This window comes from Acidisarcina polymorpha (assembly GCF_003330725.1).
In the GTDB taxonomy this organism is placed as follows: domain Bacteria; phylum Acidobacteriota; class Terriglobia; order Terriglobales; family Acidobacteriaceae; genus Acidisarcina; species Acidisarcina polymorpha.
Genome location: NZ_CP030840.1, coordinates 3,268,715 through 3,295,033, shown reverse-complemented (window position 1 = coordinate 3,295,033; position 26,319 = coordinate 3,268,715). Strand labels below are relative to the sequence as shown.

Genomic DNA, 26,319 nt, shown 5'->3' with positions numbered 1-26,319 from the left:
AAGTTTGGAAGAAGAGAGTCCTGCGCCAGCCATGGCGGCAAGCGCGAGAACAGAGCGTCGGCTAAGGTCTGTCATACTCGAGCGACCTCTCCGACGAATTCTTGAAAGAGGCGCATGAATTCAGCGGGTTGTTCTTCCGGGATGAAGTGACCACATGCCGGGATTACTTTTCCAGTCACATTCTTCGCGACCGCCTCAACCATCTGTGCGACCTTGGCGCCAAGCGCTTTTTCTCCGCCAATGGCAAGCACCGGGACTTCGACCATGTTCTTCTTCAAAGGCGTGGTCTGCTCAATGGTCGTAAAGGCGGCACGGTACAGGCCAAGCGCTCCGAGCACACCTTCCGTGCCACTAAAACTGCGGAGAATTTCCTTAATCGATGTTTCGCTGATGGCCGATGCATCTGCGGTGGCACCCTCATAGAACCATGTCAGAAAGGCGCGCTCATTGCCTACGATAAGGCGTTCCGGTACGCCAGGTGCGAGCGGGAGAATCCACCACCACATGGAACCCTTTGCCATCGCCTCCGGCGTGTACACAATTACTTTTGTCAGGAACTCTTCGAGCATGGTGGGAACTTCCATATACACGAGGCACCTGATTTCGTCGGGGTGATCTGCAGCCCACAGCAGGGCTGGGTGTGCCCCCATATCGTGGGCGGCGAGGATCAGCTTCTGACCATTCCCGAATTCGATCTGCCTGACCAGGGCTCGGAAGTCTTCCGCAAGTGCCCGTGCGTCATAGCCGTCTGTTCCGGCGGGTTTGTCGGAGTCTCCATAGCCGCGCATATCCGGCACCAGAACGCAGTAGCCGGCTTCCACGAGAAGCGGCATGACCTTGTACCAGCTATAAGCGGTGCCAAGAAATCCGTGCCATAGCAGGACTGGCCGACCATGAGAATTGCCGCCAAGCCAATAGTGCAGGCGTACCCCATTCACGATTGCCGTTTCACTGCGAAACGTTGCTATGTCAGGCGCGCTCGACTGAGACATTCCGCTCTCCTAATTTCTGTTGAGTTCTTCGAAAAATGCCTGCAGCGTCCGCGGCTCCCGCCCAAGGATCGCTCGAAGTGTTGTGCTGTTGCCGAGCAGAGCATGTCTGTCGTACCAGGCGAACATCCGCGTGAGCTTCGGAGACATGTTGGCCTGCGCGGGAATCTCCACCTTGATCGGCTTTATCTGCTTGCCAACGACCTTGCTCATCAAGGCAGCAAGACCATGCCGATTCAAGTTGCCTTCGGCGCAGAGCTCGAATGTTCCATACAGGAGCCGATCTTCGGTCAACGCAATCGCCGCAACCTCGGCAACATCACGGTAATCGACGCGGGAAAAGCGGGTCTCATTGGACCAAGGCTCGCCATATACGCCAGTTTCCTTCATCCTCGCCCACGCAGCGCCGATGTTCTGGAAGAACATCGCAGGATGCAGGAATACATACTCCATTCCGGAATCGAGGAGTGCTTCTTCCACTGGCGCTTTGTCGGCGTGATTGACGAGTTCGCTAAGGACTGGGTGTATCACGGACGAAAAGACGACGCGCCGTACCCCTGCTTGCTTCGCTGCCGAAGCAAATTGTTTGCCGACTTCTGCTTCATTCTCAAGGGCTGCCGGGGCGATGTAGAAAGCAGCGTCTATGCCCTCCAATGCCTTGGCGACCGCAGCAGCGTCGGAGAGCTCGCCCACAACGATGTCAGTGACGCCGAGCTTTTGAACGGTTGGTCTATCTTCCGATTTGTGGACGAACGCTCGCACCGATACGTTTCGCGTCAGCAACTCTGGAACCACCATGCTTGCTGACGGACCTGCCGCTCCCACTGCGAGTACTCTGAGTGTCTTGTTGGCTTGCATCGTTCATTTCCTCCAAATTCCTGGTCAGTTAGTGCTTAATCTTTCCGCCGTCTACGACAAGCATTTGACCGGAAACAAAATCGGCATCCGGAGAACACAATAGAAAAACGGGCCCAGCAAGATCTTTTGGTTGCTCATCTCGTTTGATGGCCCGGAGGTCCACTTGAGTCTTGATCAACTCTTGCGGCATGCCGCTGAGCACAGGTTCTGTAAGCGTCAGGCCGGGAGCAACGATGTTGACGGTGATCCCGTAATCTCCAACTTCCATTGCCAGGGAGCGCGTGAAGCCTACGATGCCAGCTTTAGCCGAAACATAATGAGTTTGCCCAACGACACCTTCGAACACCGATGCGGAGCCTATGTTTATGATTCGACCCCAACCCCGACTTTTCATCAGCGGCAGCAGCGCGTGTGTCACCCGGAAGGTTCCCGTGAGGTTGATCGCGATCACCTCCAGCCACTGCTCCTGCGTCATCTGCTCGAATGAGACAACGGGGTAGAACCCCGCGCAGTTCACAAGCACGTCAACATGACCATGCGTTTGGCCGATGTGCTTCGCAAATTCGGCGACAGCATAATCGTCAGTTATATCGACGCAAGACGTCGAAAGCTGATTGCCAGCGTTCCGGCTCGTGGCTAACTCTTCCAGCGAGGACCTTGCGCGGTCCGGACTGATCACTCGATCCCCATTGGCGAGAAAGCGATCCACAATCTTGCGGCCAATGCCTCCGCCCGCTCCTGTGATTACGACAACTCTTCCGTCTTTCATTGCTATGCCTCATCCAAAATAATCATTCGCATCCTCCGTCGGAGGATGATGCGCAGCCTAACGAGTATTGGTCTCACGGAAAATCTGTTGCAAAAACTCGCCTATATTGGCCAGGGCATCCTTGGCACTCTGGAGCGCAAGGTTGGAAGCAAAGACGTGCGTCATTCCCTCTCAGATGTGCAGTTCCGCGACTCCGCCCGCAACATCAATCCGGCTCGCGAAGCGTCGGGAATCGTCCAGCAGGATCTCGTCTTCACCAACGTGGAACAGAACAGGCGGTAGACCGCTCATATTCGCGTACAGCGGAGAGGCTCTGGGATCGCGGTGATCCTGATCTCCCAGATAGTGTTGAGCGGCCCCATCAAGTGCTTCCCGCGTAAGCAAGGGGTCCGCTGCTGCGCGACCCTCCATGCTGTCGCCTGTGAGCGCAAGATCGGTCCACGGCGAGATCACCACCGCGGCCAAGGCCTTCGGTATGCCTTCCTCCTGCGCCCCCTCTGTCGTGAGCAGAAGAAGCGCGAGAGCCAGTCCACCGCCAGCGGAGTCTCCTGCTATAACCAGCCGGGGAAATCCCAGGGCCGCGAGGCCAAGATAGACGGCCTTAGCGTCTTCGACCGCCGCGGGAAACTGATGCTCAGGAGCGAGACGGTAGTCAACTACGAAAATTGCCGTTTCCGCGCCTGCTGCAATCTGCGAGACAAAATTGCGATACGCCTTCGCAGAACCGAGGGCGTATGCGCCTCCATGGAAGTAAACAATCGCCGACCCGGGAAGTGATCGTTGCGGTTTACACCACCATCCCGCTACCCCACCAATTTCCGCCGTTTCATACGTCACACCCGCCGCCTCGGGTGTCTTCTCCATCAGGCTATCAAAGTCGGGACGGGCTTTTGGAGTGAATTGTAGTTTGGGCTGAACCGCCAGCATCGTGCGCATAAGAACCATTGCGGCACGATCGAGGAGGTGTTCCTTATGGTAAGTCGTCATTCCTTACTCCAATATCAGCGTGTCTATCCAGTGCTCCTGCGGACCCGAAGTCAGGCTTTCCACGACTCTGCCGTTTCGGTCGCAAACTCTTCGTAGGTCCGCGGCGTGTGACCAAGTAGCTTGGTGAGACGGGCGACTTCCGTTTCGGTCGAGGCGAAGCCGCGTTCGAAATATCCCTCGAGCATCATGCGGAGATCGAAGGCGCTCCAAGCGGGCATCCGTGAACGCATACCCTGCTCCCACTGGTCGAAATCATGACCCGTGTATCTGATTTCCTCACCGAGCAGCTTGCTCCATAAAGCCGCATTCCCAGGACCGCTGATCAGCGTGGGCGACACGATATCGTAAGTCTGCCCATCATGGCCATCTTCAGTCAGTGAGATTGCCGCTGCTTCCGCGATGTCTCTCATGTCGGCCGCCGCGATCCCGGCCGTTCCGAGGGGCATGGGATATACACCCGCTTTAGTTAGCGGGTCCTTCAGCCCAAGATCGTTCTGGATGTAGTACCCGGGACGAAGGATGGTGAATGGTAATCCGAACTCGCGCACTGCACCTTCAACCGCGAGCTTGGATGCGAAGTGGGGTACGTCGCGGAACTGTTTAACTTTGAAGACAGAAAGATAGGTCACATGCCTCAATCCGAGACGCTTCGCGATGCCGTACGCGATCAACGCCTGCGTCAATTCATCCGCAACAACCGCATTCAACAAGAAAAGCTTATCGACCCCTTGCATCGCTTGTTCGACAGACACTGGGTCAAGCAGGTCACCTGTGACAATCTCTACGCCGGCCTGCACCTTCTCTTCCGGCCGCTTGCGAGCGAGCACGCGAACGTCCGCCCCTCGCTTCAATAACTCCGACACAACCTTGCCGCCCACATTTCCGGTTCCGCCTGTTACCAGAATCTTCATACCAGCCTCCAATCCATACTTCGGGCGGTTCTGCGGTTTCCGCCATGTTGTTAAAGATGCTTGCCCGGGAGATGTTGCACGCCACGGCCGCGCAAAACGGAATTGCGCGCTTGCAAAACGCGGAACAGCGCTAGTTGCCCTTGGAAGCGCGATTTAAGTGAAACGGGGGCATCGTAGAATTAAAGGATGGACGCAGTCGACCTTAACGACATCCGTATTTTCACGGTGGTGGGTCAGGAAGGCACCCTAAGCTCCGCAGCCGTGAAACTGAAGGTGCCGACTTCGACGGTCAGCCGCGCTTTAACACGCCTGGAGAAGAACCTGGGCGCACTACTAATACGGCGAAGTTCGCGAGGCCACGTTCTGACAGATTCCGGCAGGGACTATTTGCAGGTCTGCCGGCGCGCGCTACGCACCCTGGATGAAGGCGGCGAGATGCTGGCAGCTCAACGAGAACGGCCGAGTGGACTCATCAAGGTAGCATGTCCCGTGACGATGACCCATCTGATCCTCGCGCCATTACTCAAAGAGTTGCAGGAACGATACCCGCAATTGCGATTACAAATTGAGTCTTACACTCCGGCAGCCGATCAGGAATTCCGTGAAGATATCGACGTCGTTTTTAAAGTAAGAACACCGCGGGATTCGATACGGCGGATGCGCACTTATCCCGGCACAAAGCGTGGACTTTTTGCGAGCGCCCAGTACATCAAAACGTTTGGGATGCCTTCTCGACCTGAGGACTTGCTGACACACACATGCATCGGTTCGGGACCATGGCAGCTGAGTCGCGGCGACAGGACTGTGACTCCAAACATTCAATCTTCCGTAATTCTGAATGATCCAGCAGTGCTGCTAGATCTCATATTGAAGCATTCCGGTATCGCACTGTTGCCGCTTTACATGGCTAGATGGCCGGAGATGGGCAACAAACTCGTCCCTGTTCTGCCACGCTGGACTGCCCAGCCGGTCACCCTTTGTGCGCTCTTCTCAGGCCAATCACGCCTTACCCCAAAGGTTCATGTTTTGCTCGACTTCCTGGGAGAGTATATCGGCACTCCTCGCGATCCACGGCTACGTGGAGCTGACGCCAAAGGACTATTCATGAATCCCCGCGAGTAGGATCGAAACCCTTGACGCACGAAGACCAGTCGCGATACCGACTTGTCCTAGAGCATGTTTCATAAACACCTCCTCTTGACCTCCAGAGCCTTCTTCTATCTCGCCTGCCTCTGGATCACACTCCGGAGGTGTTTATGAAAACATGCTCTAAGTAAATTTCATTGCGTCTCCGCCGAAGACAGCACGTCTCGCGCAAACGGATTGAACACCGTCCGTATAACACCGATGATGAGTTACAACAGCGCTTCGTCGATGTCCGCTTCGGTACGTTTCTTCGCTTTAGTATGGCTACTTTTCAGCACCTGGAGTGAGGTGATGCCACTTCTTCACCCAGCCTTTTCAATCCCACGGCTCTGGATACGGATCAGTGGGCTGCAGCGGCGAAATCCGGAAACATGACCTGGGGCTGCCTGACCACGCGCCATCACGATGGTTTCTGCATATGGCCTACAAAGACACGAGCCGCAAGCGTTGGCCAAACCGGGCATACGACCGACATCGTCCTCGACAGCGACCATGATCAGCGTTAGCCCAGACAGGGTGAGTCGCCACATTTCAGTTCGGCGTTGACCGACTGTAAGAGGCCGAATGCGCCAGTGGGAAGCAGGGCGTGCCCGAAGTCTTCGGTCACGCAGCACCAGAGTGAGCATGAGGATTGATCCTGCCGGGGCACCGACAAGAAACGTGACACGGAGCCAGGTAATCTGATGAAAGCTTTCCAGAGCGGCGCCAAGACCAATAGACATCGCCAGTGAACCTATTCCACTGGCAAGTCACAATCCATTCATTGCGACAACGACCGGGCAGATGCTTTGCAATATCCCGAAGAGCAAGCTGGAGCCGACGATTACTGCTTTCCCCTTCGGGGTCGCCACCTCCTTGCCCTTCGATTCGACGTCTTGAGTTGCAGCTGTGGTACGCGAAGCCATAGTTCAACCTTCTCATCAACCGGTTGAATGGCCCGAGTTCCGCGCGCGAACGGGTACGGCTCCGTCGGAAGATTGGTGCCGGTGTAAAGGGCTCGCTGTCGGCGGCGATGACCAATGATGAGCTCATTTTCGGGTCAAATTCACCGCCCAGTGACTTCAAGTCCTAAAATGTGTGTATGTGCTTTTCTGCGCGAGTAAAGCAAAGATTCGATGAACTCTCTCGTCACCACGGAGCGGAGGTGGACTGGGAGTCGTTTGAGGACGTATTCAAGCGTCGCGCCGAGGGCGAGGACCTCAAAGTCGCCCGCGACCTGCAGCGCAATTACCAGAATCCCTCCACCGATGTGCAGAAAAAAACGGCGGGCTATATCGCTCAATATCTAAAGACCAAGAAATCGGAATGGGAAAATGAGGTCTTCGTCCAGAGACGCCGTCTAGCGACCGCCCAGGAATCGCTTATCAAGAGGGAAACCAAGAAGGCCAAAGAAGACGTCCGCATTGCCACGAACAAGAGCCAAATGTTTCTGGACCGGCTCGCTGACCTTCGAAGGACGGAGCCGAATAACGAAGATGCGCGCATCTTTCCGATGATGTACGCGCCGGTTCTTATTTCAGAAAACGGAAAGACAATCATTCGTCCGATGCGCTACACGTGCCGCCTCGCCGGCAAGCCAGCGGAATATGACAGACGTTACCCGGGGACCTACAACGCCCGCCGTGACAGCCTCGATGATTACTGGAGCAAGGTGTACGGTCGGAACCACGCTGTCATGGTCAGTAGCGGCTTTTATGAGAACGTACCGCTCCACCTGTACGAGCACCGTGAACTCTCGGCAGACGAGAAGGAAAGGAACCTTGTGCTTGAATTCGATCCGTATCCGTCGCAAGACATGCTTGTTGCATGTGTGTGGGACAGATGGAGCAGACCAGGTTCTCCCGATTTGTACTCTTTCGCGGCAATCACCGATGAACCGACGCCGGAAGTCGCGGCTACCGGACATCAGCGCACTGTGATCACTCTTCAAGAACGCTTTTTGTCCGAATGGCTTTCCCCGACGCACCTTAGTAGAGAGCGATTGGACCAGATTCTATCGGACAAGGAAACTCCCTTTTACGTGCATCAGGTCGCTGCCTAAGAGATGAGGTCGATGTCGAAGCGGAGCGCGGGCCTCCTCATGTATCGAATTCGTGATGGGCACTTGAATGTCTTCCTCGTTCATCCCGGCGGACCATACTGGTCAAAGAAGAGCGAAGGTTCCTGGACCATCCCGAAAGGCGAGTACGATTCCTCTGAGGAGCCGCTCGAGGCAGCCATCCGTGAATTCCGCGAGGAAACCGGATTCGAAGTAGCCGGCCCGTTCTTAGAGCTTGGCTCAGTGAGGCAGAAGAGCGGCAAGGTTATCGTAGCGTGGGCCTTCGAGGGCGACTGCGACCCTGCGGGACTCGTTAGCAACACCTGTGAGATCGAATGGCCGCCGCATTCAGGAAAACGCATCGAGATTCCTGAGATTGATCGTGGAGAATGGTTCCGCTTAGATCGTGCCCGGGAGTCGATCCGCGCTGAACAAATACCATTATTGGAAACAGTGAAGTCACTTGTCCCGAACCTCACTAAATGAGCGGACAGGACGGTTACTCCAGGTGCAGCACGATCGGAGTATGGTCTGAAGGTTTCTCTAAAGCTCGAGGTCCTTTATCGATTTCACAACCTTCGAGCCGCTTCAGCAGGTCTGGGGTGACAAGGAAGTGGTCAATCCGAATACCGCGATTATGTTCGAACGCTTGACGGAAGTAGTCCCAAAAAGTGAACTGGCCTCCTTCGCCCGGATGCAAGGATCGGAACGTGTCAATGTAGCCAAGCTCAAGCATCGCTCGGTAACGGGCGCGCGGTTCTGGTTGAAAGAGGGCGTCGTGAATCCAGGATGACGGTTTATGGCAATCGATGTCCTCTGGAATGACGTTGAAGTCGCCGCCAATGACTGTCGGAACATCGCTTTTCAACCAGTGCTTCATCTGCTGCGTAAGACGATCCATGCAGGACAGCTTGTAGTCGAACTTTGCTGTTCCGATCGGGTTTCCGTTCGGCAGATAGATGTTTACGATCCGTACGCCCTCGATGAGCACTTCGAGGAAGCGAGCATGACTGTCCGATTCATCTCCAAGCAATGTGGTGCTCAAAGTCTCGATAGGGCTGCGCGAGAGGATCGCGACACCGTTGTAAGTCTTCTGTGTGACGGACGCCGAATAGTATCCCTGCTCCTTGAACAGGGCAGAGGGAAACTCCGTGCCTTTCAGTTCCTGTAGCAGGAGTACGTCGGGCTTCTTCGCCTCCAGCCACGCTTTGACGTGTTCCGCACGTGCGCGAATCGAATTTACGTTCCAGCTAGCTATTTCGATGACGCCCTCCCGGATCTCTTCTTGGCAATCATGGGACGCTTGCGTTTTGTGAGCGATTTGGCGGACTTCTTGGCATGGGAGGAGGTCGACGCACGCCATACGTTGAGCTCTCCTCTTGCAGCGTCGAGATCCAGTTGGAAATCGTGAAAGGGAATCTTATCGAGGAGATCTCCGACCTCGTCGCGTAACTCCGGAGATAACTGACCTGTTCGCTTCAGCTCATGGGAGAGTTCGCACAGGGCGTCCTCGTGTTGCGCGATACAGCGCACCGTTTGAAGCAGTGCGTCGAGCCTGTGGTAAGCGGTAGATGGTGGCGCGGAGACGGGCTTTGTGCGACGGTGGGAGTTTGTGGTCGTTTTTGTGGGCATAGAGTCATCCGTTGGATGCCAGAAAGGCTGATTGGTCATTCGGCGCAGCATCTTCGAAAAGCGGCGGCACCGGTTCGGCGTCTATCTGAAAATTGCTCAGGCCTACGCCGACTAAGCGAAACAGTTGGTCCGGGGCGCAACCTACTCGCTCGCGCAATGAGAGGGCGATCTTCGTGAACTCCTCAAGGGAAACCGGCGCCACAGGCGGAGTGATGCTGCGAGTAAGAGAAGTAAACTCTTTCGTCTTCAGCTTTAACCCGATGGTTTTCGCTGCTCGCGCATTGTGGTGCGAGGCATTCCAAACCTTCTCAACGAGACGACGAATGTGGGTTTCGCATTGATCGAGAAGAAGATCATCCGGGAATGTATCCTCCGCGGAGACTTGTTTGCGAACACGATCTGATACCACCGGATTATGATCGATTCCGCGTGCCAATTCGTAAAGCCGTTGACCATATCGGCCAAAGTGCTCTTCGAGAGTGGGCATCATCATCGCAAAGATATCGCCGACGGTCTTTATCCCAACTTGCGCCATGCGAGCCTCCGTCACTTTTCCTACCCCAGGAACACGACCCACCGGCAAAGGCAGAAGCAATGCTTGGACTTCATGTGGCTGAATGACAAATTGTCCATTCGGTTTCCTCCAATCCGAGGCGATCTTTGCCAAGAACTTGTTCGGGGCGATGCCTGCCGAAGCTGTGAGATTGAGCTCCTCTCGAATCTGTTGCCGTATCGCCTTTGCCACGAGAGTCGCGGTCGGCAAACCCAATTTGTTCTTAGTTACGTCGAGATACGCTTCGTCAAGGGAGAGGGGTTCGATCGAGTCAGTGTGCCTGCCAAAGATCTCGTGCACAGCTTCTGACACGGCCTTATAACGCGTAAAGTCCGGAGGCACAAATACGGCTTCCGGACAAAGGCGCGCCGCTGTTACCGCAGGCATCGCAGAGCGTATTCCATACTTTCTCGCCTCATAGGACGCGGCGCAGACGACGGATCTCTTGCCTTTCCAGGCGACCACGACTGGTTTGTCGCGTAACGATGGCTCGTCACGCTGTTCGACAGACGCATAGAAGGCATCCATATCGACATGCACGATCTTGCGCGATCCAAGTTCGGCGTGCGTCACGGTTACCACGGGGTGAGTGGTCTCAGGCATTGCAGGACTCCCAAGAGCCGTAATGCTGAGAGAAAGCGTCCCATTCAGGAATTCCCGCGAAAGCGGAGTTGTGCAGGTCGATCAAATCACCAGGCTTCAGGAAGCTGAACTCAGCGAGTCGAGCGCTAGCAAGGGCACGAAGGAGAGTTGTGCCTACCGGGCAAGGAAGTCCTTCGTCTACTTCGAACAGGGCTCCCAGCCTCCGGTCCAAGCCGTCTTGAGAAATCCTCTTCGTCATAAACTCGTCGCCGTCCACTCGATAACCATTGTTTCATGTTCGCCTTGTATTCGCCTAGCCCGCCGTCAGTTCTTTAACTGTCTTCCCGCCCGCTCGGGCAGGCTTGCGTCACATCCCTTCGCCGGACCCAAGGCGGGCACTCTGCTGTTTAGGGGGCAGATGGAGCGCGAAAATAGGCAAACTTCTTGCGGAGCGCTTGAGCCACGACTTGCTATTGGTCCACCGTGCTCTGAAGGCAGGAGAAACGAAATTTCCACTTCCATCTTTGCGATGATGAATTAAATCACACGTTCTACCAAGAATCGGTACCGATCAGAGCCCTGAAGGTTTGTGCGAGGTGTGCGACCTAGTGATGCAATGGATCCCACCGGTTCTCGACTCACTCCAAATCCGCTTTATAGATGGCGAACGTACACCTTGCGGACGAATCGCTCGAGCGCGGCGTAAGCGAGAACAACTATAGCCCTATCTGCCCTTCACACCCCTCAGGAATTCGCTGAGGGACATTTCGAAGGCGGCCGCAAGAGCCGCAAGATGGCGAAGCCCAACTTCGCGCGCGCCCCGTTCAAGATCGGAGATGTGGACCTCGTGAATCCCAGACTGCTCGGCAAGGTCGATTTGTCGCCAGCTTCGCTTCTTGCGGAGCTGCCGAATTCGGTCGCCAACCTGGATGCAAACATCGGGGTCCATTCATCCAGCATTGACTTAGTGGAAGCACTATATTTAGTGGATGCACTCTCCCGGTCAAAACGGGCTGCGGGCCACGCCGCCGGGGCGTCGCTGGAAGACAGAATAGTCCGCTGGCGGTAAACGATCCTGTCAGGCCAGCGAAACAAAGCTCCAAGTCCGAAAATCCTTGGGAATGACGAAACAAAAAGCAGTCGCCAACTGAGGTCCACGCTCTGCTAAAAATGGAGAAGCGATGATTCATTGTAAAGAACTCAGCGATAAGGTCGTTCGACTACTGACCATCTATGAAGACGGCACATATGGTCCGGAAGTGCATATTGAATTCACCGACGGCACTACTTTCTCCGCCTGTCTGAAAACCAACGTCTCCATTGAGGCAAGATACATTCATGACCAAGCGGCGAGCCAACTGTTCTCCGAGATTACACGGCTACGATCCCGCGTTGATCTGAAGCGATGGGATTTGGACAACACAAGGCACTTCATCCTCGCCGATTCCGGTCGAAGAAGCTTGTGATCGAAGCTGCGGTGGAGCGGTTGGCTAAATTAGTCGCCGTGGAAACCGCATCTCCGGCTAGTTACAGATGAACTCTTCTGTACGAGACACTACGCTGAGGTGAGACCATCCCTTGATATATCACGCGTGGCGCCCTCAAGCTGGCGGATGAAACACCTAACCAAGGCACTCAAGGTCTTAGAGTCATTGTCCGAACGGGAGACTAAATAGGTCTTTAGTGATAGAGAGCCCTCCGCAAGAGGACGGACGGTGACGCCGTCTCGAGCAATGCGAAGCGCCCCAGCTTTGACGACGAAGGCAATACATCCTCCTTCTGCCACAGATGGGAAAGCCTCCTCAGGCCCTCTGACATGTTGGATTCGTGAGGCTGCAACTCCCTTTGCCTGAGAAACTGCGAGAACGTTGTCATAGAGGGTGGGATGTAGGCGTCGCTCAAACGTAATCCAGCAGCGGTCTGCCAGATCGTTCAGAGTGACTGACGGATTTCGCGTAAGATCATCCGTGTCCGACATCGCTATGTAGAACGGTGCCTCCGCTATCTTCACCGTCGTTAGCGAGGGAGATTCGGGAGGGTCATTCGCAATCGCAAGATCCAGCTCTCCCGCAATGATTTCATGAGCCAAATCGAACGAGTACTGGCTTGACAGCTCAAGCCTCATGTGGGGAAACCGAGATCTCTGCACTGAGACCAAGGTGGACGGCAAGAAAGGATCGACATACGGCGACTTGCCCACATGAACAATCGTATCTGTATCGTGCATCGCAGCTTTTGCCGCGTCGAATGCTCGATCACCGTACAGAAGGGCCATCCTCGCCCGATCGACGTATGCTCGTCCGGCCTTGTTCAGTCGCACATTCTTTCTATCTCGGTCAAAAAGCCTGCCGCCAAGTCTAGATTCAATCTCCGCGAGATTCCGCGAGACGACCGGTTGGCTGACATGCAGTTTCTGGGCCGCCAAGGTGAAGTTCAGCTCCTCCGAAAGTGCGACTACCGACTCCAAGTGCTTCGTTTCGTTGCGCGCCATAACCCAGCTCCCGTTGTTGCCTTGCGAGTTGTGGGATGGGACGTAATGAGTTACTTTGTCGAAGTCTCCTCAGGACCTTCTGTTTCGTAGAAACAGATCGGCGCGTGAAGGGTCTTTCACAGTGCACAGCGAACCGTCGGCCAGTACTGTCGGTTTTCGAAGACAAAGGTCATCCCATCGTCTGATGCCATATGTTTTAGACGCATTCGTGCCGTCTCCGGACTCCTCTTATGCCGTTGGCTCTCTTATGCTATTTCGCTATAACGAACCTACGATTCCGTATTGGACTTTCACGCTTCGAAGGCGAATCGTATCTGGAATAGAGCGCGGTAGGGTCTGTTGCTAAAGAATCGGCCTCTTCAAAGTGTTCGGTGGAGGCGTTCCGAAACAGAGTAATGCTCGGCCCTTCGCCATCCCCCCTGGAGGAGTCTCATGTCCCCACGCCACGAAGCTTCGATTCACCCCCCTTCCTCACAGCCGGTGCTTATGGCCGATTCTATCCGTTGGCAGCAGACGAACGCCGATCTGAGAGCGGTTTGGGTGACGAAGGACTCCTATGGCAACCATCCACAATTCCGCTGAGAGCTTTCCCGATTGGAGCCGCAAGGCAAAGGAAATGGCTGCCGAGGCCAAGGTCCTTACCGGTAACAAGCTCGAGCAACTGGTCATCCGCATTCAACGACACACGGGTCGTCCGAAAGAAACCTGCTGGCGCTTCGTGATTCAGTACGGCATTAAACAAAAGCCAGATTACCGACGATGGACTGACCCTGAATTCGACTTGGTCCGAGAGGAGCTCGTTAAAGGCACGGTCGAGCAGGTTGCCAAGAAGCTTAATCGCACTCCGAAGGCGGTTCGCAACATGTTGCGGCGGAATCACCTCAGCCTGCGGGATATTCGTTGCGACCTGTTCTCTGTTGAGACTTTGGCTACCATTCTTCGCGTTCGCAAAAGCGAGATTGTCCACTGGATAGAACAAGGGTGGCTCGAGGCGAGCGTTGGGGATCGGGGAAAACGACACTTCTACATCATCACGCCGGAAGCTCTGACCAAGCTCTACAAGCTGCATCAACAGGACCTGCTGAAACGCGGCATTCGTAATCAAGCCCTGTTTGAAGCATACCTTCAGTACTGCTTTTCGCCGAAGCACACGATTGGAGAACAACTGCTGGATGTTCGTCGCGACAAGCGGGAGAGGGCTGCGTTTGCCGCTGCGAACGCGGGAAACAGTGACGCGGTGGAAGATGAGGAGGACGAAGATGATCAGGATGAAGCGGAGTTCGGCCCGAGTCTCGAAGACCTGGAAGAGTTGGATGAACAATCAGAAAGATGAAGAAGCAGCTACAGAGAGGGTTTGCAAATGCTGCGGAGGAAGCCTCTCTACGCTCCGGACCACGCCAGGTGAAATTGCGACTAATGTGCTCTGTGCGGTGCTGCTGATCGCCATTTCTATTCCGATATTCTTGTTGTCGGAACAGTGGATTAAAAAGCAAGGTCAGCGGTTTGTTGATCGGATGACGATCTGGCGAGAACCGATCGACAGTTGGAACCTTTGAAAGCTCGAAGCCGACATCGTGGCTTGCCCTCATGCTACCCGTTGGATTCACTCCGAGGGATAATTTGCAGATCGACCTGCGCGGATAGCTCACACCGAGGGCAAGATGCGATTCCAGTAGTCACTTCCCGCAGATTCAGCATGTTCAGGTTGCGCGTGAAACCGCACCTAGGGCATTTGTGTACGCTCTCCCACTGACTGTTCTCGACTTTGGCCCGTTCTTGCAAGTGTCGTCTCCTTCAGTGACCTCCGCGGATGACTCGCATCGAGGACAATGCGCGATGCCAGTTGTCGCGTCTTGAAGATCGAGCTTGTTGAGGTTACGCGTGAAACCGCACTTCGACACTTGTGCACACCCACTCATTCACCGGGCTCAATTTTGCTCTGGTCCAAAGCCATCTCCCTAGGTGGCAAGAGCCTTCTTCTGTAATCTCTCGTCATCTTTGAACTTTGAGTCATTGCATAAACAAGCCTTTGGCTTTTTCGCAGGCCGTCTTCTTGCGTATTTCCATGTCCATGGCGTCTGGGTATCGTCCATGGGAGATGAAGGTTGTTCGAGGCATATCCAAACCGTTCTCCGAAAAATCGCAGAAACGGCTAATGATAGATATCGAACGTAGACGTGCACCGCACCAACTCTCTTTGCAAGCCCAGGTCCGTCATGAACATCTAACAATATATCGTACTCGCTATTACGATTTTGGCAACACCACCGCATCAGCTTTCGAACGGGCTTCGATAGCGTGGAAACCTTCCAATGGGATATAGTACTAGCAATTACGATAAGCGCAAGATGCCGGCTTCTGCTTCAACAAAGGTTGTCGAAGAGAAGAGTTTATCGGCTCTCGCAGGCGTTGTGAGTGGTCGTTTTGGAGGTGCAACAGGATAGCGGATTGCCACAGCCACAGGCTTATACAGCCATTCTGAAGGCTGTTGGTGCGGCTTGTTCCTGATAGCGATCCAATCGTCCGGTCCATCTGCCACCAAGCGTCAGAGGGGTCGGTAGGCCGATTGCAGAAGTGTTGGAAATCAAAAATGAAAAGGACCGCAATACATGTGCTTTTCAGCAGCCGCTAATTTCGTGGGTAGCGCCGCGCTCGGCGCCATCGGCGTGGCGACGATCAAGGAAGTGAGACATCCCAGAGAACTTCTCTTCGCCTCACTGCCACTTCTTTTTGCGATCCATCAGTTCACCGAGGGCTTCGTCTGGCTTGGTCTCGATGGTCGAATGTCGCCAGCAGTCGCCCACGATGCCGGCGCCGCGTTCATGCTCTACGCTCAAGGTCTGTTGCCTTTTCTACTTCCGCTCGGAGTTCTTCTCTTCGAGCCCACAGCCCCGCGTCGTCGTGCAATGCTTCCCTTTGCCGTTCTTGGGGGTGCCCTTACCATCTACACCTTGTGGGCACTCTCTGCCTTTTCTACGCAGGTGTACGTCAGAAATAACAGCATTGTGTACATCAATCCTGCGACAAATGAGACAGCCGTGGCCATTCTTTACGTCATCGTTACATGTGGAGCGTTATTCTTCTCTCGGATTCGTCCCATGCTACTGTTCGGCATCGCCAACATGATCATCCTGCTCATCACCCTGGCCGTGAAGCGCTACGCTTTCACGTCGGTCTGGTGCGCCTATGCGGCGATCGCGAGCGTTCTCCTATGGTTTGGTCTTCGCAGCAGCAGGACGGCTCGGCCGTACTCGTATTCCGAAGCAATTTAGGCTGGTGCCTTCCGCTCCCGAGATGCCCCAGCGATTGTAGCTTCATGCCTCGGCTAGTGTTCCTTGAAAAAAGGGACTGAAAGGCCTTGTGAGCGCGGTTGCAATTTGTCTTCGCTGCTGCTGGTCGCGAGGGAACCGTGGTGTGGGGTCGAAGATTCCTTACGTAACCGATGTGCTTTCCATCCCGAACTCCTTCGACGCCTGAAGCTGTCTACGCCGTGCACAGGTATTTAGCAGTTGAGTCAACGGCCATTTAAGCGCGAGGAAGCTTGTCTACTCGGGGTTGCTCCCGAGGCTTGTCGTTCAACACTAAACTCCGCCTACGGCACCCAAGCTAATCTCATACAGGAACCAGGTGCGCTTCTCTGTTTCATCCAAAATCGATTCAAGCTGATTGCTGGTTGCTGAATCATTGTGGTCGTTACACACCTTTATGGCCGCGCGTTGCATCTGCGCGATATGACGGTTATCGTCCCGCAGCCGTTGAATCATAGTCAAAGGCTCGACGAAGTCGTCATTGTCATCTTGAATTGTCTGCAACTGGCTTACATGGGTAATGCTGCGAATCGTCGTGCCACCGATCCGACGAACCCGCTCCGCCAGGATGTCGATGGATTCCAGAATCTCGTCAGCCTGCGTGTCGAAAAGAAGATGGAAGTCGCGAAAATGGACACCAGACAGATGCCAGTGGAAATTCTTTGTTTTTGTATAGAGCGCGAAAGAGTCAGCAATCAGCGGATTCACTGCTGCTGTGACTGCGCTCACATCATCGGGGGTGAGGTCTGTCGGTGTCGCTAGGTTCGCTGGTGCTGGAAACGATGTTGGGACCACAGTCTTCTTGGCTCCGTTCGTGTTGAGTCGCTGTTCCTTACTCGTCAATGTGGGCATAAGGGTTCCTCGTCTCCTCGTCCGTCTGAACACGATAATAGTAATTTTGAGTACATTTATGTGTGAGCGGGTTGCTTCGTTCTTGCTTGATAGCTGCGCTTCACTTAGTCTTGCCGAATGGTGGCCAATTCGCAGAACCTACATCCCCTCGATCCCGACGAAATCCGCAAGATGGACGCCTACTGGCGAGCTTGCAACTACATGTCGGCGGGCATGATTTATCTTCGGGCTAATCCCTTACTGCGTGAGCCGCTGCGGCCGGAACACATCAAACGGCGACTGTTGGGCCATTGGGGTTCCGATCCGGGACAATCCTTCACCTGGGTCCACTTGAACCGGCTCATAAAGAAATACGATCTCAGCGTGTTGTACATTGCCGGCCCAGGCCACGGAGCCCCGGCTACTCTCGCCAACGGATTTCTCGAAGGACACTACTCGGAGATTTATCCGGATCGCAGTTATAACGAAGCCGGTATGCTTCGGCTATTTCAGATGTTCAGTTTTCCAGGAGCCCTCGGCAGCCATTGCACGCCGGAGACCCCGGGCTCTATTCACGAGGGTGGTGAGCTCGGCTACAGTCTTTCGCATGGCTTCGGGGCGGCGTTTGACAACCCGGACCTGATCGTAGCTGTGATGGTAGGAGATGGCGAGGCGGAGACCGGTCCCTTGGCGACATCGTGGCACGGCAATAAATTCCTCAATCCCGCTCGCGACGGCGCCGTGCTGCCGATCCTTCATCTGAATGGGTATAAGATTGCGAACCCCACCATTCTTGGACGCATGAGCGACGAAGAACTGGAGCATACCTTCTTAGGTTTCGGCTACGTGCCGCACTTTGTCGAGGGTTCAGATCCCATGGAGATGCATCAAGCTATGGCAGCGGTAATGGAAGAGTGCGTTCTCGCCATCCGCGAGATCCAAAGCAAGGCACGTAAGGCGGGAGCCACGCACGTGGAACGACCTCGCTGGCCCATGATCGTGCTACGTTCTCCCAAGGGCTGGACCGGACCGAAAAAAGTACACGGTCATAAAGTTGAAAATTTCTGGCGCGCTCATCAGGTCCCAGTGCTCGATCCACAAACTGATCCCACATCGCTGGCCTTGGTGGAAGGCTGGTTACGCAGTTACAGGCCGGAAGAACTGTTCGACGAAGGCGGCACGCTGATTCCGGAACTGCAAGCAATGGCTCCGAAAGGAGATCGCCGCATCAGCGCCAATCCGCACGCGAACGGCGGTAACCTTATGCAGCCGTTGGACCTCCCGTCTTTCGAGAACTATGGAGTTCAAATCGCGTCGCCAGCAGCAACGTACGAATCTCCCACGGGCACACTCGCGACCTTCCTTTGCGAGGTCATGAGACGCAACATGACAAACTTCCGAGTTTTTGGACCAGATGAGACCGCCTCGAACAAGCTCGACGGTGTCTATGCCGCCTCGAAGAAGGTTTGGCTAGAGACCTATTTGCCGGAGGATGTGGACGGTACGGAGATTGCACTGGATGGCCGTGTGATGGAGATGCTATCCGAGCACACACTTGAGGGGTGCCTCGAGGGATATACGCTGACCGGCCGCCACGGCCTCCTTAATTCCTACGAAGCCTTCATCCACATTATCGATTCCATGTTCAACCAACACGCAAAATGGTTGGAGAAATCGAAGAAGGAACTCGGCTGGCGCGCCTCTGTGCCCTCCGTCAATTTACTCATCAGCTCTTTGGTCTGGCGCCAGGATCACAACGGCTTTTCACACCAGGATCCCGGCTTTCTTGACGTCGTTACCAACAAAAGTCCTGAGGTCACGGGAATCTACCTTCCACCCGATGCAAACTGTCTGCTTTCGGTGGCAGACCACTGTTTGCGTTCGCGGGATTACGTTAATGTGATTGTGGCCGACAAGCAACCCCACCTTGTCTTTCTCGACATGGAGGCCGCAGTAAAGCACTGCACCAAGGGAATAGGCCTCTGGGACTGGGCGAGCACCGATAAAGGTGTCGAGCCAGATGTGGTGCTTGCGTGCGCGGGCGATATTCCAACGATGGAAGCCGTGGCTGCAGCAGCGATCCTCCGCGACAAGTTCCCGGATTTGAAGGTACGTTTTGTGAATGTTGTGGACCTCTTCAAGCTGATGCCTGCTGCCGCACATCCTCATGGATTGACCGACGCCGACTTCGACACGCTCTTTACGGTTGATAAGCCCGTTATCTTCAACTTCCATGGCTATCCGACACTTATACACAAGCTCTGCTACAAACGTCGAAACCACGAGAATATGCACGTGCATGGCTATCGCGAAAAAGGCAACATTGACACGCCCATGGAACTGGCAATTCTGAATACTATCGATCGCTTCCACCTGTGTATGGATGTGATCGATCGCGTTCCCGAGCTACAGAAGACCGGTGCTTCGGTGAAGGAATGGCTGCGTGATCAGATCACTGAGAGCCTGAGTCACGCGTACAGCGAGGGCATCGATAAACCAGAGATCACCAACTGGACCTGGCCTACCCAATAGAGCGAGCTCAGCAAGCGCGACAAAAAGCGGAAGACCTTTGCCGCATTACTAAAACAGTAGGAAAGTCTAAGATTCGATTTTCGTCTTACACTCTCAAACCCCACCCTGTCCAGCTTGCTCGGGAAACGGTAGTGTCCTAATTTGGATTCGTGGAGGCGTGATTTATGCAACCTTGCAGACATTCTCTGGCAGATGCGGCCTTGTGGTTCAGCATGGGAGTTTTGGTATCGCAGACTATACGCAGAATATGGGAAAGAATGACCAAATCAAATTAGGACACTACCTAGGATATGGCTGGCACAGGCGTGACCGGTATGCGCCGCGGCTTTCCCGGGCTGAGTGCGCATTTGCAGACTGTGTTGGAGCAGCAGCCGTACTCAGGTCACGTCTTTATTTTCCGCGGTCGGGGAGGCGACATCGTCAAATGCCTGCGGTTTGATGGCGACGGTTTGCGTCTTCTCGCCAAGCGTCTGGAGAAGGGAAGCTTTGTGTGGCCGAAGGCCCGCAGTGGCACTGTTTCACCCTCACGCGCGCAGTTGTCGATGCTGCTTGAAGGCATCGATTGGAGAAGAGTGGAGAGGACATGGACACCCGAAATTGCAATGTGATGATTATGCTGATTCTCCTGTGTTCATGCGCCTTTTCTGGATGCATTTCGCATTCGTGATGGCATACTTCGCACATGGATCAGCCCTCCGTTGGTGATCTCGATAGTCTGGATCGCGAGCGATTAGTGGCTTTGGTCCTTGAACATCAGGCAACGCTCACAGCCCTGATCAAAGCGCGTGATCTAGAGCTTCGATTGCTCGAAGCTGAATTTGATGCACATCGCCACATGCTCTCTCAACAAGCCGATGGGTTGCGTTCGCGTAGCGAACACATCGAACACCTCAAGCTTATGGTCGATAAGTTCCGACACATGATCTTTGGGACGAAAAGCGAAAGATCATCATCCGGTTAGAACAGTTTGAGCTTGAACTCGAAGAGAGCGCAACCGCGCAGGCGGAGGTGCAGTCAGTTGTCGAAGTCTTCGAGCGCGACTCCAGCTCGTGGGATTGTGTACAGGGGTATCGGCCGCACCTAGAAGCCGACGCTTTGAACGCACTGCGCGAGGTGCTTACGCCCGAGCTCATGAGCTGTTCGAAGGAACCGCTATGCGCAGCACAGCATTCACCACGATCCTGAGGACTGACCTCAGCGTGGTGAGCCGGATACTATACCGCTCATCCCATTTATCAGGACAGATTCTGCGACGGGTGAAAATCGCCCCAATCCGACGAGCTATCTTTGAGGGCATCGGCAATTTCAGCGATGTGGTTGCATGGAGCAGACACGTGTCCGTCGTTGGGCCATATCCTTAGCGCAGCCCCGGGAATTTCAGCGATGTATGCCTTCACCAGAGCCACCGGCACACTACGATCCAATGCACCATGCAACGCCCGAAACGGCACACGAATGCTGGTGTGGTCGAAACCGAAGGGGCGAACGAACATACGTGCGTCCCAAGCAGCCCCAGTTGTCCCTTGGCGCAAGGCTTCTGCAACACTAGCGGACGTTGCCTTGAGACGGCCCGGGAGTGAAAGCGCTTCAACGTCTGGAGGAGGCAACATCATTTGCAGCTTCTTCAGGTCGCTCTGCGAAACAGTTTCGGGTTTCGGGACGGTCTCTGACTCTGATTCCGCATGGTCGATAACATCAGTTTTAGACCCGGAGGAAAGCGGCGCGCCATAATCCAGAACAGCCGATTCACAAACGGGAGGTTGGCTTTAACCTCAGTCGCATCCATTCGCCATGCTCCTGAAACGACGACAGCAACGGTGACTCTTTCAGGCAACAAAGCCGCGCAGGCAGCAACATAGGGTCCACCGCCAGAGTTGCCCAGCAGAGCGAAGCGCTGCCAACCTAAATGATCAGCGAGGTAAGCGGTATCTTTCGCCCAATCGGTAAACGTCCGGGACGCTTGCCAGTCAGAACGGCCAATCCCCGGTCGGTCCGGCGCAATGATACGGAGACCGGTTGCAGCCAGTTCATCTCCAAACATTGCAGGTTCAAGACAAGATGAGGGCGAGCCGTGAAAGTAAAGCACTGGCAAGCCATTAGAATCGCCATACTCCGCATAGCTGAGTCGTCGACCATCAGGAAGGATCAGTTCTTCGTCCGTGCGCGACATGACCCGGTATTCTAACCCACCTAAAAGTCCAATGAACCCTTAAGATGATTCACCCGCGGATCAATCCTGCTAAACGTTAGTACCCTATGCATGGTCCGTCGCCTGATTGCAAGCAAAAAATCGTTGGATGACAAGAGCGGTCTGCTTCTATCTATTCGGCTTCTGATGGAGCGATGTGTCTGCTCCGAGCCATGATGGAATCCGCGCCCGCCTTCTCCTAACTATCAGGACGGTCTTAGCAGCAGACCGTAGGGTACTTAAGGTTCGAGGTGGGCCGGTGAGACCTGTTTTGCCATCGGCGAATCTGCGTGCAAACCTGGTGAGAACTTGAGTCGTCATCTCGTGCAAAGTGGACGTTTTAAGGAGATGTCAATCTTTTCTACGTGCAAGCAGCCGCAGAGTAGACATGTCCTGTCGTCAGTACTGCCCAGGCAATCCGTGCAAGCTTGTTTGCCATGGCAACCACGACAACATTGCGCGGGGATCGGGCCTCGAGGCGAGTGAGCCAACTGCCAAATTGGTGGTTGCCACGGTTGACCCGCGCGACTACCGCACGACCGCCGTGGATGAAGAGTTTTCTTAGATAGGGATTGCCGCGTTTGCTAATCCCCAGGAGCCTTGATTTCCCTCCGGTCGAGTGCTGACGGGGAACCAGGCCGAGCCACGCCGCGAGATCTCGGCTCTGGTGAAACGCTGTCCCATTACCGATTGCAGCGCTCAGTGCAGTTGCGGTCAGCGGCCCGATCCCCGGGATCGTGAGGAGGCGCCGGCAGTTGTCTTCTTTCGTTGCCGTTTGGGCCAACTCCTGATCGATTCCCTCGATTTGCTCTTCGAGCTTTTTCCATTCATCTCTGAGTTCGACAAGAAGTGCTCGCATACGTGCCGACAGAAGGTTCGCAGCGTCTTCGAGAAGAGAAGGAATCTGTTTCTTCAGGTGAGCTGGCCCTGCGGGAACCGTAATGCCGTGTTCCATGAGAAATCCGCGGACCTGGTGATGAGTGCTGTCCTTCGACCCATCTAGCGGTCTCGCACGCGGTGGAGAGCCTGGAGATCCAGCTGCGCTTCACTTTTGATCGGGACAAAGCGCATCGTCGGCCGCTGCACGGCTTCGGCAATCGCCTCAGCGTCAACATAGTCATTCTTGTTCGACTTTACAAAGGGCCGCACGTACTCGGCAGGCATGAGCTTCACCTCGTGGCCTTGTTGTTGGAGAACTCGTGCGAGAAAGTGGGCACCTGCACAAGCTTCCATCCCGATCAAGCAGGAGGGCATGTTCACGGTGAAGGTGATCAGCTGCTTCCGGCTAAAGCGCTTCTTGATGACGATCTGGCCTTCCTTGCTCAGCCCAATCAGGTGAAGACTGTCTTACCCAAATCGATACCGCAAACGTGTGCTTTCATGAGAACCCCCCTTTCCTGGCTCCTAGCTTTTCATAAAAGCCTTTGGAAGGCGGTAGAGTCGAGATGTGGCGCGGTGGTTTAGGTGATCCCTATCTGTTTCCGGCTCTTTCGTCTGCCGGTGCCTCACTAGGTTCACCTTGCTCCGTTTCCACATCCCGCTCATCGAACCGGACAGGCGGATCTCCCGCATCCGGCTCTCGGAGAAGACTCACGCTTTCGCCCACGGAAAGTTGCGTGTCCGTTTGTCCAGACGAACGAGACCCAAGGCTCCATGAAGATATGTATCCGGAAACATCCCGTTTGCACGTCCAGAGGCCTTATGTTTCGTTCGCAACCACAGACGCAGCCTCATCGTCGCGTAACCATCTACAGCACGATAGGCTGTACTGACCGGCCCAAGACAAAAGTAGTTCGCCCATCCGCACATTGTGCGATTGAGCTTCGTCACTATTGTCGCTGGATCCAACGAGGTTGTACTCCGTCCGGTCATTTCGCGTATCTCCCGGCAGATGCGTTGCACCCGCTTTCGCGCTGGAACGGTGCCAAGATAGGCCCGTCCAGTTTTGGGGCTGTAGCATTGACCAAACGTGTATCCAAGAAAATCAAACTTCTCTTCCGGCACAGAGCAGACCCGCGTCTTCGAGTCGTTCACCGTCAACTTCAGCTTCGACATCATCTTCCGCATTGTGGCTAGAGCTTGTTCCGCCCCCATCCGACAGCAGATGACAAGATCATCGGCGTAGTTCACGATATACGCTTCCCAACGCGCCTCATGCCCAAGTTCCTTCCACCCGAGCACAAACCGGCGCATATACAGATTGCTGAGCAACGGGCTGATCGGAGCTCCTTGTGGAGTGCCCCGACCTTCGTCCCGATTGCGCAGGCTCCGACGTTTATTCCCGCGTTCATCGGTTTCCTCAACCGGAGCTTCCAGCCACATCTTGATCAGATGCAACATCGCTCCGTCGACGATCCTTCGAGCGACCGACCTCATAAGATCGGCATGTGGAATGCTATCGAAGTAGCTGCTGAGATCCGCATCTACAATCCTTCTATGGCCAGTGTTGATCAGCTTGTGGACATGCCGCACTGCGTCCAATGCGCTGCGGTCTGCCCGATAGGCATACTGCTCAGGTTGCAAGTCGGCCTCGAAGATTGGATCGAGCACCAACATTGCCGCCGTCTGCACAACCCGATCCCAGATTGTTGGTATCCCTAACGGCCTCTGCTTCCCATCCGGCTTGGGTAGGTATACCCGCCGCACAGGCTGCGGTTGATACGTTCGACTTTTCAGTTCTTGCGCCAGTTCGTCTAACCTCCGCTCCACACCGTACTGCTCGATGTCCTCAAATGTCTGATTGTCCACTCCCGCTGCCCCGCCATTGGCTTTGCAGCGTTTGTAGGCATACACCAGAACATCCGCGCGGTACACCTTGTCGTACAACGCGTGGAAACGAAAGTAGGGCGATTCCTTCGCTTTTGCGTGTAACGCCATCTGCAACTTCTGAACGCTTATCAGGGTTGTTAGGTTCATCACCAATCCCGTTGTCCCTCGTCGTTTATTACGTTCGCCTTCAACTGAGGCCTCTTCCCTCCACCGGCATTACCCGGCTTCATCGGTACTACAGGCCTCTCCGCCACCCCAAACGGCCCGGCCTGTCTCTCGCGAGCTGCCAGTTGATCCAACCACAATCACCGCTGGGGCTTCCCGTGTTGCCTTCAGTCCCCTTTGCTTACATGCCGTCGCCACTACCCCGGCAGGTTGAAGGAAGCTGTTCGCTCATACTCTTCCCCCTCATCGGCCTTCCCCAAGTCCGCGGCGGGTCGGCTCCTGCATCATGGATTTCGAGGCTTGCTCAGCGTTCACTCACGTTACGGCCTGCACGCTTGCAGAGTCGCCTTTACGACCCTCTTCCACCGGAGGCTTCAGCAGCTTCGTTACCTCTGCCGCTGCTCCGATTGCTACCGGGCGGAACGAACCAGCTCCCGGGCGGGACTTGCACCCGATAAACGCCTTTCACGGCGCACACGGACCATTCCAGTATCACGGCTGCTCCGGCTAAATGAGAATTGGTCTCCTGCGATTGCCCCGGCCTGAAGCGGGAAACCCTTTCCAATTTGGTACTCGCCATGCGGCTTACTTAGCCTAAGAGCGAAATCTCTGATGCTCGCCTTAGCCAAATCATGGCGAGCTGATGTTCCTGAGGGCACCTCAGAAATATTTCATTTTCTTCAAGTCTTCAATGATGCCGGGCCCGGTAGGATCCCATCCTAGAGTCTTGCGCGTCCACTCGCTCGAAGCCGGCATGTCCAAGGTCGCGAAATGCGCGAATGTTCCGAAGTGCTCCTGAGCTTTCTCCGGAGGGATCGAAACAACCGGTACCTTGAGTCCTGCGCCGATTGTCTCCGCGATCTCCCGCAACGAAACGCCTTCTTCCTGCACCGCGTGGTAGGTGGACAGGCCTGGCCCCGTTTTCTCGACCGCCAGACGGTAGAGATGCGCCGCGTCCTTCACGGGAACCGCCGACCACCGGAATCCGCCGTCCCCCACATAAGCCGAAACGCCCTTCTCGCGCGCAATCTGAATCAGAAAGGTAACAAGCCCTTGCTTTTGCGCGTCATGCACCTGCGACATGCGTAATACCCCTACGCGTATACCGTGCTCGGCGACCGTACCCGCCGTTTGTTCCCCCTTGCGCGGGATCTCCGGTGAGTCGATCGCGGGATCCGTCTCTATCCGCAAGTGGGGCCCGGACCGCCACTTGTAATGGCGACACCGGAGGTCACCAGCAGGACTTTCCCGGGCTCCAAAGCCGAACCTAGCGCTTCGATTGCTTTCATCTCGTTCTCCGCATTTCGCGCGAAGTTGGACATATCGTGATCGAACGCCAGGTTGATTACGGCATCCATGCTTGTCGCTCCGTTGCGAAGGCTGTCCAAGTTCTGCATATCCCCGCGATGAATCTCGGCTCCGGCTGCTTTCAGCTGTTCTGCGCCAGCGTCGCTGCGCGTCAGCCCGCGCACCTTGTGCCCAGCTTCGATGAGTTCCTTTACTAACTCCGTCCCGATGAATCCTGTTGCTCCCGTGACAAATATGCGCATGATTGTGGTCCTCCACGACC

At 55.0% G+C, this 26,319-nt stretch carries 25 protein-coding genes and 2 pseudogenes; 10 read left to right on the top strand and 17 right to left on the bottom strand.

Annotated features, from left to right (window positions below; genetic code table 11):
- Nucleotides 1–71: 71 nt before the first annotated feature.
- The 5 genes from ACPOL_RS14230 to ACPOL_RS14210 all read right to left on the bottom strand — a co-directional run bounded on the left by ACPOL_RS14230 (nucleotide 72) and on the right by ACPOL_RS14210 (nucleotide 4,514).
- Nucleotides 72–992: an alpha/beta fold hydrolase gene (locus ACPOL_RS14230; protein WP_114207638.1), complete on the bottom strand. Its 921-nt coding sequence runs from the start codon at nucleotides 990–992 to the stop codon at nucleotides 72–74.
- A 9-nt stretch (nucleotides 993–1,001) separates the two neighbouring features.
- Nucleotides 1,002–1,847: an SDR family oxidoreductase gene (locus tag ACPOL_RS14225; RefSeq protein ID WP_114207637.1), complete on the bottom strand. Its 846-nt coding sequence runs from the start codon at nucleotides 1,845–1,847 to the stop codon at nucleotides 1,002–1,004.
- Between the two features lie 28 nt (nucleotides 1,848–1,875).
- Nucleotides 1,876–2,616, bottom strand: a complete 741-nt coding sequence (locus ACPOL_RS14220; RefSeq protein WP_114207636.1) for an SDR family NAD(P)-dependent oxidoreductase — start codon at nucleotides 2,614–2,616, stop codon at nucleotides 1,876–1,878.
- 171 nt (nucleotides 2,617–2,787) lie between these two features.
- Nucleotides 2,788–3,603 carry an alpha/beta hydrolase gene (locus ACPOL_RS14215; RefSeq protein ID WP_114207635.1) on the bottom strand — a complete coding sequence of 272 codons (816 nt, stop codon included), beginning with the start codon at nucleotides 3,601–3,603 and terminating at the stop codon, nucleotides 2,788–2,790.
- Nucleotides 3,604–3,653: 50 nt separating this feature from the next.
- Nucleotides 3,654–4,514 (bottom strand): SDR family oxidoreductase, encoded by an 861-nt coding sequence (locus ACPOL_RS14210; RefSeq protein ID WP_114207634.1) that lies wholly within the window; start codon nucleotides 4,512–4,514, stop codon nucleotides 3,654–3,656.
- 186 nt (nucleotides 4,515–4,700) lie between these two features.
- On the opposite strand from ACPOL_RS14210, the gene ACPOL_RS14205 reads away from it, so the two are divergent.
- Nucleotides 4,701–5,636, top strand: coding sequence for a LysR family transcriptional regulator (locus ACPOL_RS14205; RefSeq protein ID WP_114207633.1), 936 nt, complete (start codon nucleotides 4,701–4,703; stop codon nucleotides 5,634–5,636).
- 344 nt (nucleotides 5,637–5,980) lie between these two features.
- Nucleotides 5,981–6,166, top strand: a pseudogene (locus ACPOL_RS34780) (alpha-L-fucosidase); the annotation flags it as partial.
- A 243-nt stretch (nucleotides 6,167–6,409) separates the two neighbouring features.
- Here the strand turns inward: ACPOL_RS34780 and ACPOL_RS33555 are convergent.
- On the bottom strand, nucleotides 6,410–6,565 hold the full coding sequence (locus ACPOL_RS33555; RefSeq protein WP_161557359.1) for a hypothetical protein: 156 nt from the start codon (nucleotides 6,563–6,565) through the stop codon (nucleotides 6,410–6,412).
- 239 nt (nucleotides 6,566–6,804) lie between these two features.
- On the opposite strand from ACPOL_RS33555, the gene ACPOL_RS14195 reads away from it, so the two are divergent.
- Together ACPOL_RS14195 and ACPOL_RS14190 are read left to right on the top strand one after the other, a co-directional pair.
- Entirely contained in the window at nucleotides 6,805–7,701 is an 897-nt protein-coding gene (locus tag ACPOL_RS14195) for an SOS response-associated peptidase family protein (protein ID WP_161557358.1), read from the top strand.
- Between the two features lie 3 nt (nucleotides 7,702–7,704).
- Nucleotides 7,705–8,184 (top strand): NUDIX hydrolase, encoded by a 480-nt coding sequence (locus ACPOL_RS14190; RefSeq protein ID WP_414633351.1) that lies wholly within the window; start codon nucleotides 7,705–7,707, stop codon nucleotides 8,182–8,184.
- Between the two features lie 13 nt (nucleotides 8,185–8,197).
- Here the strand turns inward: ACPOL_RS14190 and xth are convergent, their stop codons facing one another.
- From xth to ACPOL_RS36275, 3 genes are all read right to left on the bottom strand, one after another.
- Nucleotides 8,198–9,061: an exodeoxyribonuclease III gene (gene xth / locus ACPOL_RS14185; protein WP_114207630.1), complete on the bottom strand. Its 864-nt coding sequence runs from the start codon at nucleotides 9,059–9,061 to the stop codon at nucleotides 8,198–8,200.
- Between the two features lie 273 nt (nucleotides 9,062–9,334).
- The gene (gene dinB, locus ACPOL_RS14180) at nucleotides 9,335–10,486 is read right to left on the bottom strand and encodes a DNA polymerase IV (protein ID WP_114207629.1); all 1,152 of its coding nucleotides are present in this window, start codon (nucleotides 10,484–10,486) and stop codon (nucleotides 9,335–9,337) included.
- 703 nt (nucleotides 10,487–11,189) lie between these two features.
- The gene (locus ACPOL_RS36275; RefSeq protein ID WP_114207627.1) at nucleotides 11,190–11,414 is read right to left on the bottom strand and encodes a helix-turn-helix domain-containing protein; all 225 of its coding nucleotides are present in this window, start codon (nucleotides 11,412–11,414) and stop codon (nucleotides 11,190–11,192) included.
- Nucleotides 11,415–11,646: 232 nt separating this feature from the next.
- On the opposite strand from ACPOL_RS36275, the gene ACPOL_RS14165 reads away from it, so the two are divergent.
- On the top strand, nucleotides 11,647–11,931 hold the full coding sequence (locus tag ACPOL_RS14165; RefSeq protein ID WP_114207626.1) for a hypothetical protein: 285 nt from the start codon (nucleotides 11,647–11,649) through the stop codon (nucleotides 11,929–11,931).
- Between the two features lie 89 nt (nucleotides 11,932–12,020).
- Here the strand turns inward: ACPOL_RS14165 and ACPOL_RS14160 are convergent, their stop codons facing one another.
- Nucleotides 12,021–12,956: a LysR family transcriptional regulator gene (locus ACPOL_RS14160; protein ID WP_114207625.1), complete on the bottom strand. Its 936-nt coding sequence runs from the start codon at nucleotides 12,954–12,956 to the stop codon at nucleotides 12,021–12,023.
- 556 nt (nucleotides 12,957–13,512) lie between these two features.
- Between ACPOL_RS14160 and ACPOL_RS14155 the strand changes: the two genes are divergently transcribed.
- The 3 genes from ACPOL_RS14155 to ACPOL_RS14140 all read left to right on the top strand — a co-directional run bounded on the left by ACPOL_RS14155 (nucleotide 13,513) and on the right by ACPOL_RS14140 (nucleotide 16,228).
- Complete coding sequence (locus ACPOL_RS14155) at nucleotides 13,513–14,289, top strand: hypothetical protein (protein ID WP_114207624.1); 777 nt, start codon at nucleotides 13,513–13,515, stop codon at nucleotides 14,287–14,289.
- A complete protein-coding gene (locus tag ACPOL_RS14150; protein WP_114207623.1) occupies nucleotides 14,270–14,512 on the top strand; it encodes a hypothetical protein in 243 nt (80 codons plus the stop codon). The genes ACPOL_RS14155 and ACPOL_RS14150 overlap by 20 nt, the downstream gene beginning before the upstream one ends.
- Nucleotides 14,513–15,565: 1,053 nt before the next feature.
- Nucleotides 15,566–16,228 (top strand): DUF6629 family protein, encoded by a 663-nt coding sequence (locus ACPOL_RS14140; protein WP_114207621.1) that lies wholly within the window; start codon nucleotides 15,566–15,568, stop codon nucleotides 16,226–16,228.
- 309 nt (nucleotides 16,229–16,537) lie between these two features.
- Here the strand turns inward: ACPOL_RS14140 and ACPOL_RS14135 are convergent, their stop codons facing one another.
- Nucleotides 16,538–17,116 carry a Dps family protein gene (locus ACPOL_RS14135; RefSeq protein WP_114207620.1) on the bottom strand — a complete coding sequence of 193 codons (579 nt, stop codon included), beginning with the start codon at nucleotides 17,114–17,116 and terminating at the stop codon, nucleotides 16,538–16,540.
- A 117-nt stretch (nucleotides 17,117–17,233) separates the two neighbouring features.
- On the opposite strand from ACPOL_RS14135, the gene ACPOL_RS14130 reads away from it, so the two are divergent.
- Together ACPOL_RS14130 and tnpB are read left to right on the top strand one after the other, a co-directional pair.
- Nucleotides 17,234–19,627, top strand: a complete 2,394-nt coding sequence (locus ACPOL_RS14130; RefSeq protein ID WP_114207619.1) for a phosphoketolase family protein — start codon at nucleotides 17,234–17,236, stop codon at nucleotides 19,625–19,627.
- A gap of 290 nt (nucleotides 19,628–19,917) precedes the next feature.
- Nucleotides 19,918–20,235 (top strand): IS66 family insertion sequence element accessory protein TnpB, encoded by a 318-nt coding sequence (gene tnpB, locus ACPOL_RS14125; protein ID WP_114207618.1) that lies wholly within the window; start codon nucleotides 19,918–19,920, stop codon nucleotides 20,233–20,235.
- A 627-nt stretch (nucleotides 20,236–20,862) separates the two neighbouring features.
- Here tnpB and ACPOL_RS14115 read toward each other — a convergent pair.
- The 6 genes and pseudogenes from ACPOL_RS14115 to ACPOL_RS34765 form a co-directional block, all read right to left on the bottom strand.
- The gene (locus ACPOL_RS14115; RefSeq protein WP_114207616.1) at nucleotides 20,863–21,240 is read right to left on the bottom strand and encodes an alpha/beta fold hydrolase; all 378 of its coding nucleotides are present in this window, start codon (nucleotides 21,238–21,240) and stop codon (nucleotides 20,863–20,865) included.
- Nucleotides 21,241–21,251: 11 nt separating this feature from the next.
- Nucleotides 21,252–21,797, bottom strand: coding sequence for an alpha/beta fold hydrolase (locus ACPOL_RS14110; protein WP_114207615.1), 546 nt, complete (start codon nucleotides 21,795–21,797; stop codon nucleotides 21,252–21,254).
- Between the two features lie 379 nt (nucleotides 21,798–22,176).
- Nucleotides 22,177–23,197: pseudogene (locus ACPOL_RS14105) on the bottom strand (IS110 family RNA-guided transposase).
- 208 nt (nucleotides 23,198–23,405) lie between these two features.
- Nucleotides 23,406–24,731, bottom strand: coding sequence for a group II intron reverse transcriptase/maturase (gene ltrA / locus ACPOL_RS14100; RefSeq protein ID WP_114207509.1), 1,326 nt, complete (start codon nucleotides 24,729–24,731; stop codon nucleotides 23,406–23,408).
- Nucleotides 24,732–25,409: 678 nt separating this feature from the next.
- Nucleotides 25,410–25,940, bottom strand: a complete 531-nt coding sequence (locus tag ACPOL_RS34770; RefSeq protein WP_236657469.1) for a Rossmann-fold NAD(P)-binding domain-containing protein — start codon at nucleotides 25,938–25,940, stop codon at nucleotides 25,410–25,412.
- Complete coding sequence (locus ACPOL_RS34765) at nucleotides 25,931–26,299, bottom strand: NAD-dependent epimerase/dehydratase family protein (protein ID WP_236657468.1); 369 nt, start codon at nucleotides 26,297–26,299, stop codon at nucleotides 25,931–25,933. The genes ACPOL_RS34770 and ACPOL_RS34765 overlap by 10 nt, the downstream gene beginning before the upstream one ends.
- Nucleotides 26,300–26,319 lie beyond the last annotated feature (20 nt).

Coding starts and splice junctions, on each gene's coding strand:
- ACPOL_RS14205 (WP_114207633.1), top strand. CDS start 4,701: ATGGACGCAGTCGACCTTAACGACATCCGTATTTTCACGGTGGTGGGT.
- ACPOL_RS14165 (WP_114207626.1), top strand. CDS start 11,647: ATGATTCATTGTAAAGAACTCAGCGATAAGGTCGTTCGACTACTGACC.
- ACPOL_RS14155 (WP_114207624.1), top strand. CDS start 13,513: ATGGCAACCATCCACAATTCCGCTGAGAGCTTTCCCGATTGGAGCCGC.
- ACPOL_RS34765 (WP_236657468.1), bottom strand. CDS start 26,299: ATGCGCATATTTGTCACGGGAGCAACAGGATTCATCGGGACGGAGTTA.
- ACPOL_RS14115 (WP_114207616.1), bottom strand. CDS start 21,240: ATGATGTTGCCTCCTCCAGACGTTGAAGCGCTTTCACTCCCGGGCCGT.
- tnpB (WP_114207618.1), top strand. CDS start 19,918: ATGGCTGGCACAGGCGTGACCGGTATGCGCCGCGGCTTTCCCGGGCTG.
- ACPOL_RS33555 (WP_161557359.1), bottom strand. CDS start 6,565: ATGGCTTCGCGTACCACAGCTGCAACTCAAGACGTCGAATCGAAGGGC.
- ltrA (WP_114207509.1), bottom strand. CDS start 24,731: ATGAACCTAACAACCCTGATAAGCGTTCAGAAGTTGCAGATGGCGTTA.
- ACPOL_RS14160 (WP_114207625.1), bottom strand. CDS start 12,956: ATGGCGCGCAACGAAACGAAGCACTTGGAGTCGGTAGTCGCACTTTCG.
- ACPOL_RS14150 (WP_114207623.1), top strand. CDS start 14,270: ATGAACAATCAGAAAGATGAAGAAGCAGCTACAGAGAGGGTTTGCAAA.
- ACPOL_RS14230 (WP_114207638.1), bottom strand. CDS start 992: ATGTCTCAGTCGAGCGCGCCTGACATAGCAACGTTTCGCAGTGAAACG.
- ACPOL_RS14110 (WP_114207615.1), bottom strand. CDS start 21,797: ATGTCGCGCACGGACGAAGAACTGATCCTTCCTGATGGTCGACGACTC.
- ACPOL_RS14135 (WP_114207620.1), bottom strand. CDS start 17,116: ATGCCCACATTGACGAGTAAGGAACAGCGACTCAACACGAACGGAGCC.
- dinB (WP_114207629.1), bottom strand. CDS start 10,486: ATGCCTGAGACCACTCACCCCGTGGTAACCGTGACGCACGCCGAACTT.
- ACPOL_RS14210 (WP_114207634.1), bottom strand. CDS start 4,514: ATGAAGATTCTGGTAACAGGCGGAACCGGAAATGTGGGCGGCAAGGTT.
- ACPOL_RS14130 (WP_114207619.1), top strand. CDS start 17,234: ATGGTGGCCAATTCGCAGAACCTACATCCCCTCGATCCCGACGAAATC.
- ACPOL_RS14225 (WP_114207637.1), bottom strand. CDS start 1,847: ATGCAAGCCAACAAGACACTCAGAGTACTCGCAGTGGGAGCGGCAGGT.
- ACPOL_RS36275 (WP_114207627.1), bottom strand. CDS start 11,414: ATGGACCCCGATGTTTGCATCCAGGTTGGCGACCGAATTCGGCAGCTC.
- xth (WP_114207630.1), bottom strand. CDS start 9,061: ATGGCGTGCGTCGACCTCCTCCCATGCCAAGAAGTCCGCCAAATCGCT.
- ACPOL_RS14220 (WP_114207636.1), bottom strand. CDS start 2,616: ATGAAAGACGGAAGAGTTGTCGTAATCACAGGAGCGGGCGGAGGCATT.
- ACPOL_RS14190 (WP_414633351.1), top strand. CDS start 7,705: ATGAGGTCGATGTCGAAGCGGAGCGCGGGCCTCCTCATGTATCGAATT.
- ACPOL_RS14140 (WP_114207621.1), top strand. CDS start 15,566: ATGTGCTTTTCAGCAGCCGCTAATTTCGTGGGTAGCGCCGCGCTCGGC.
- ACPOL_RS14215 (WP_114207635.1), bottom strand. CDS start 3,603: ATGACGACTTACCATAAGGAACACCTCCTCGATCGTGCCGCAATGGTT.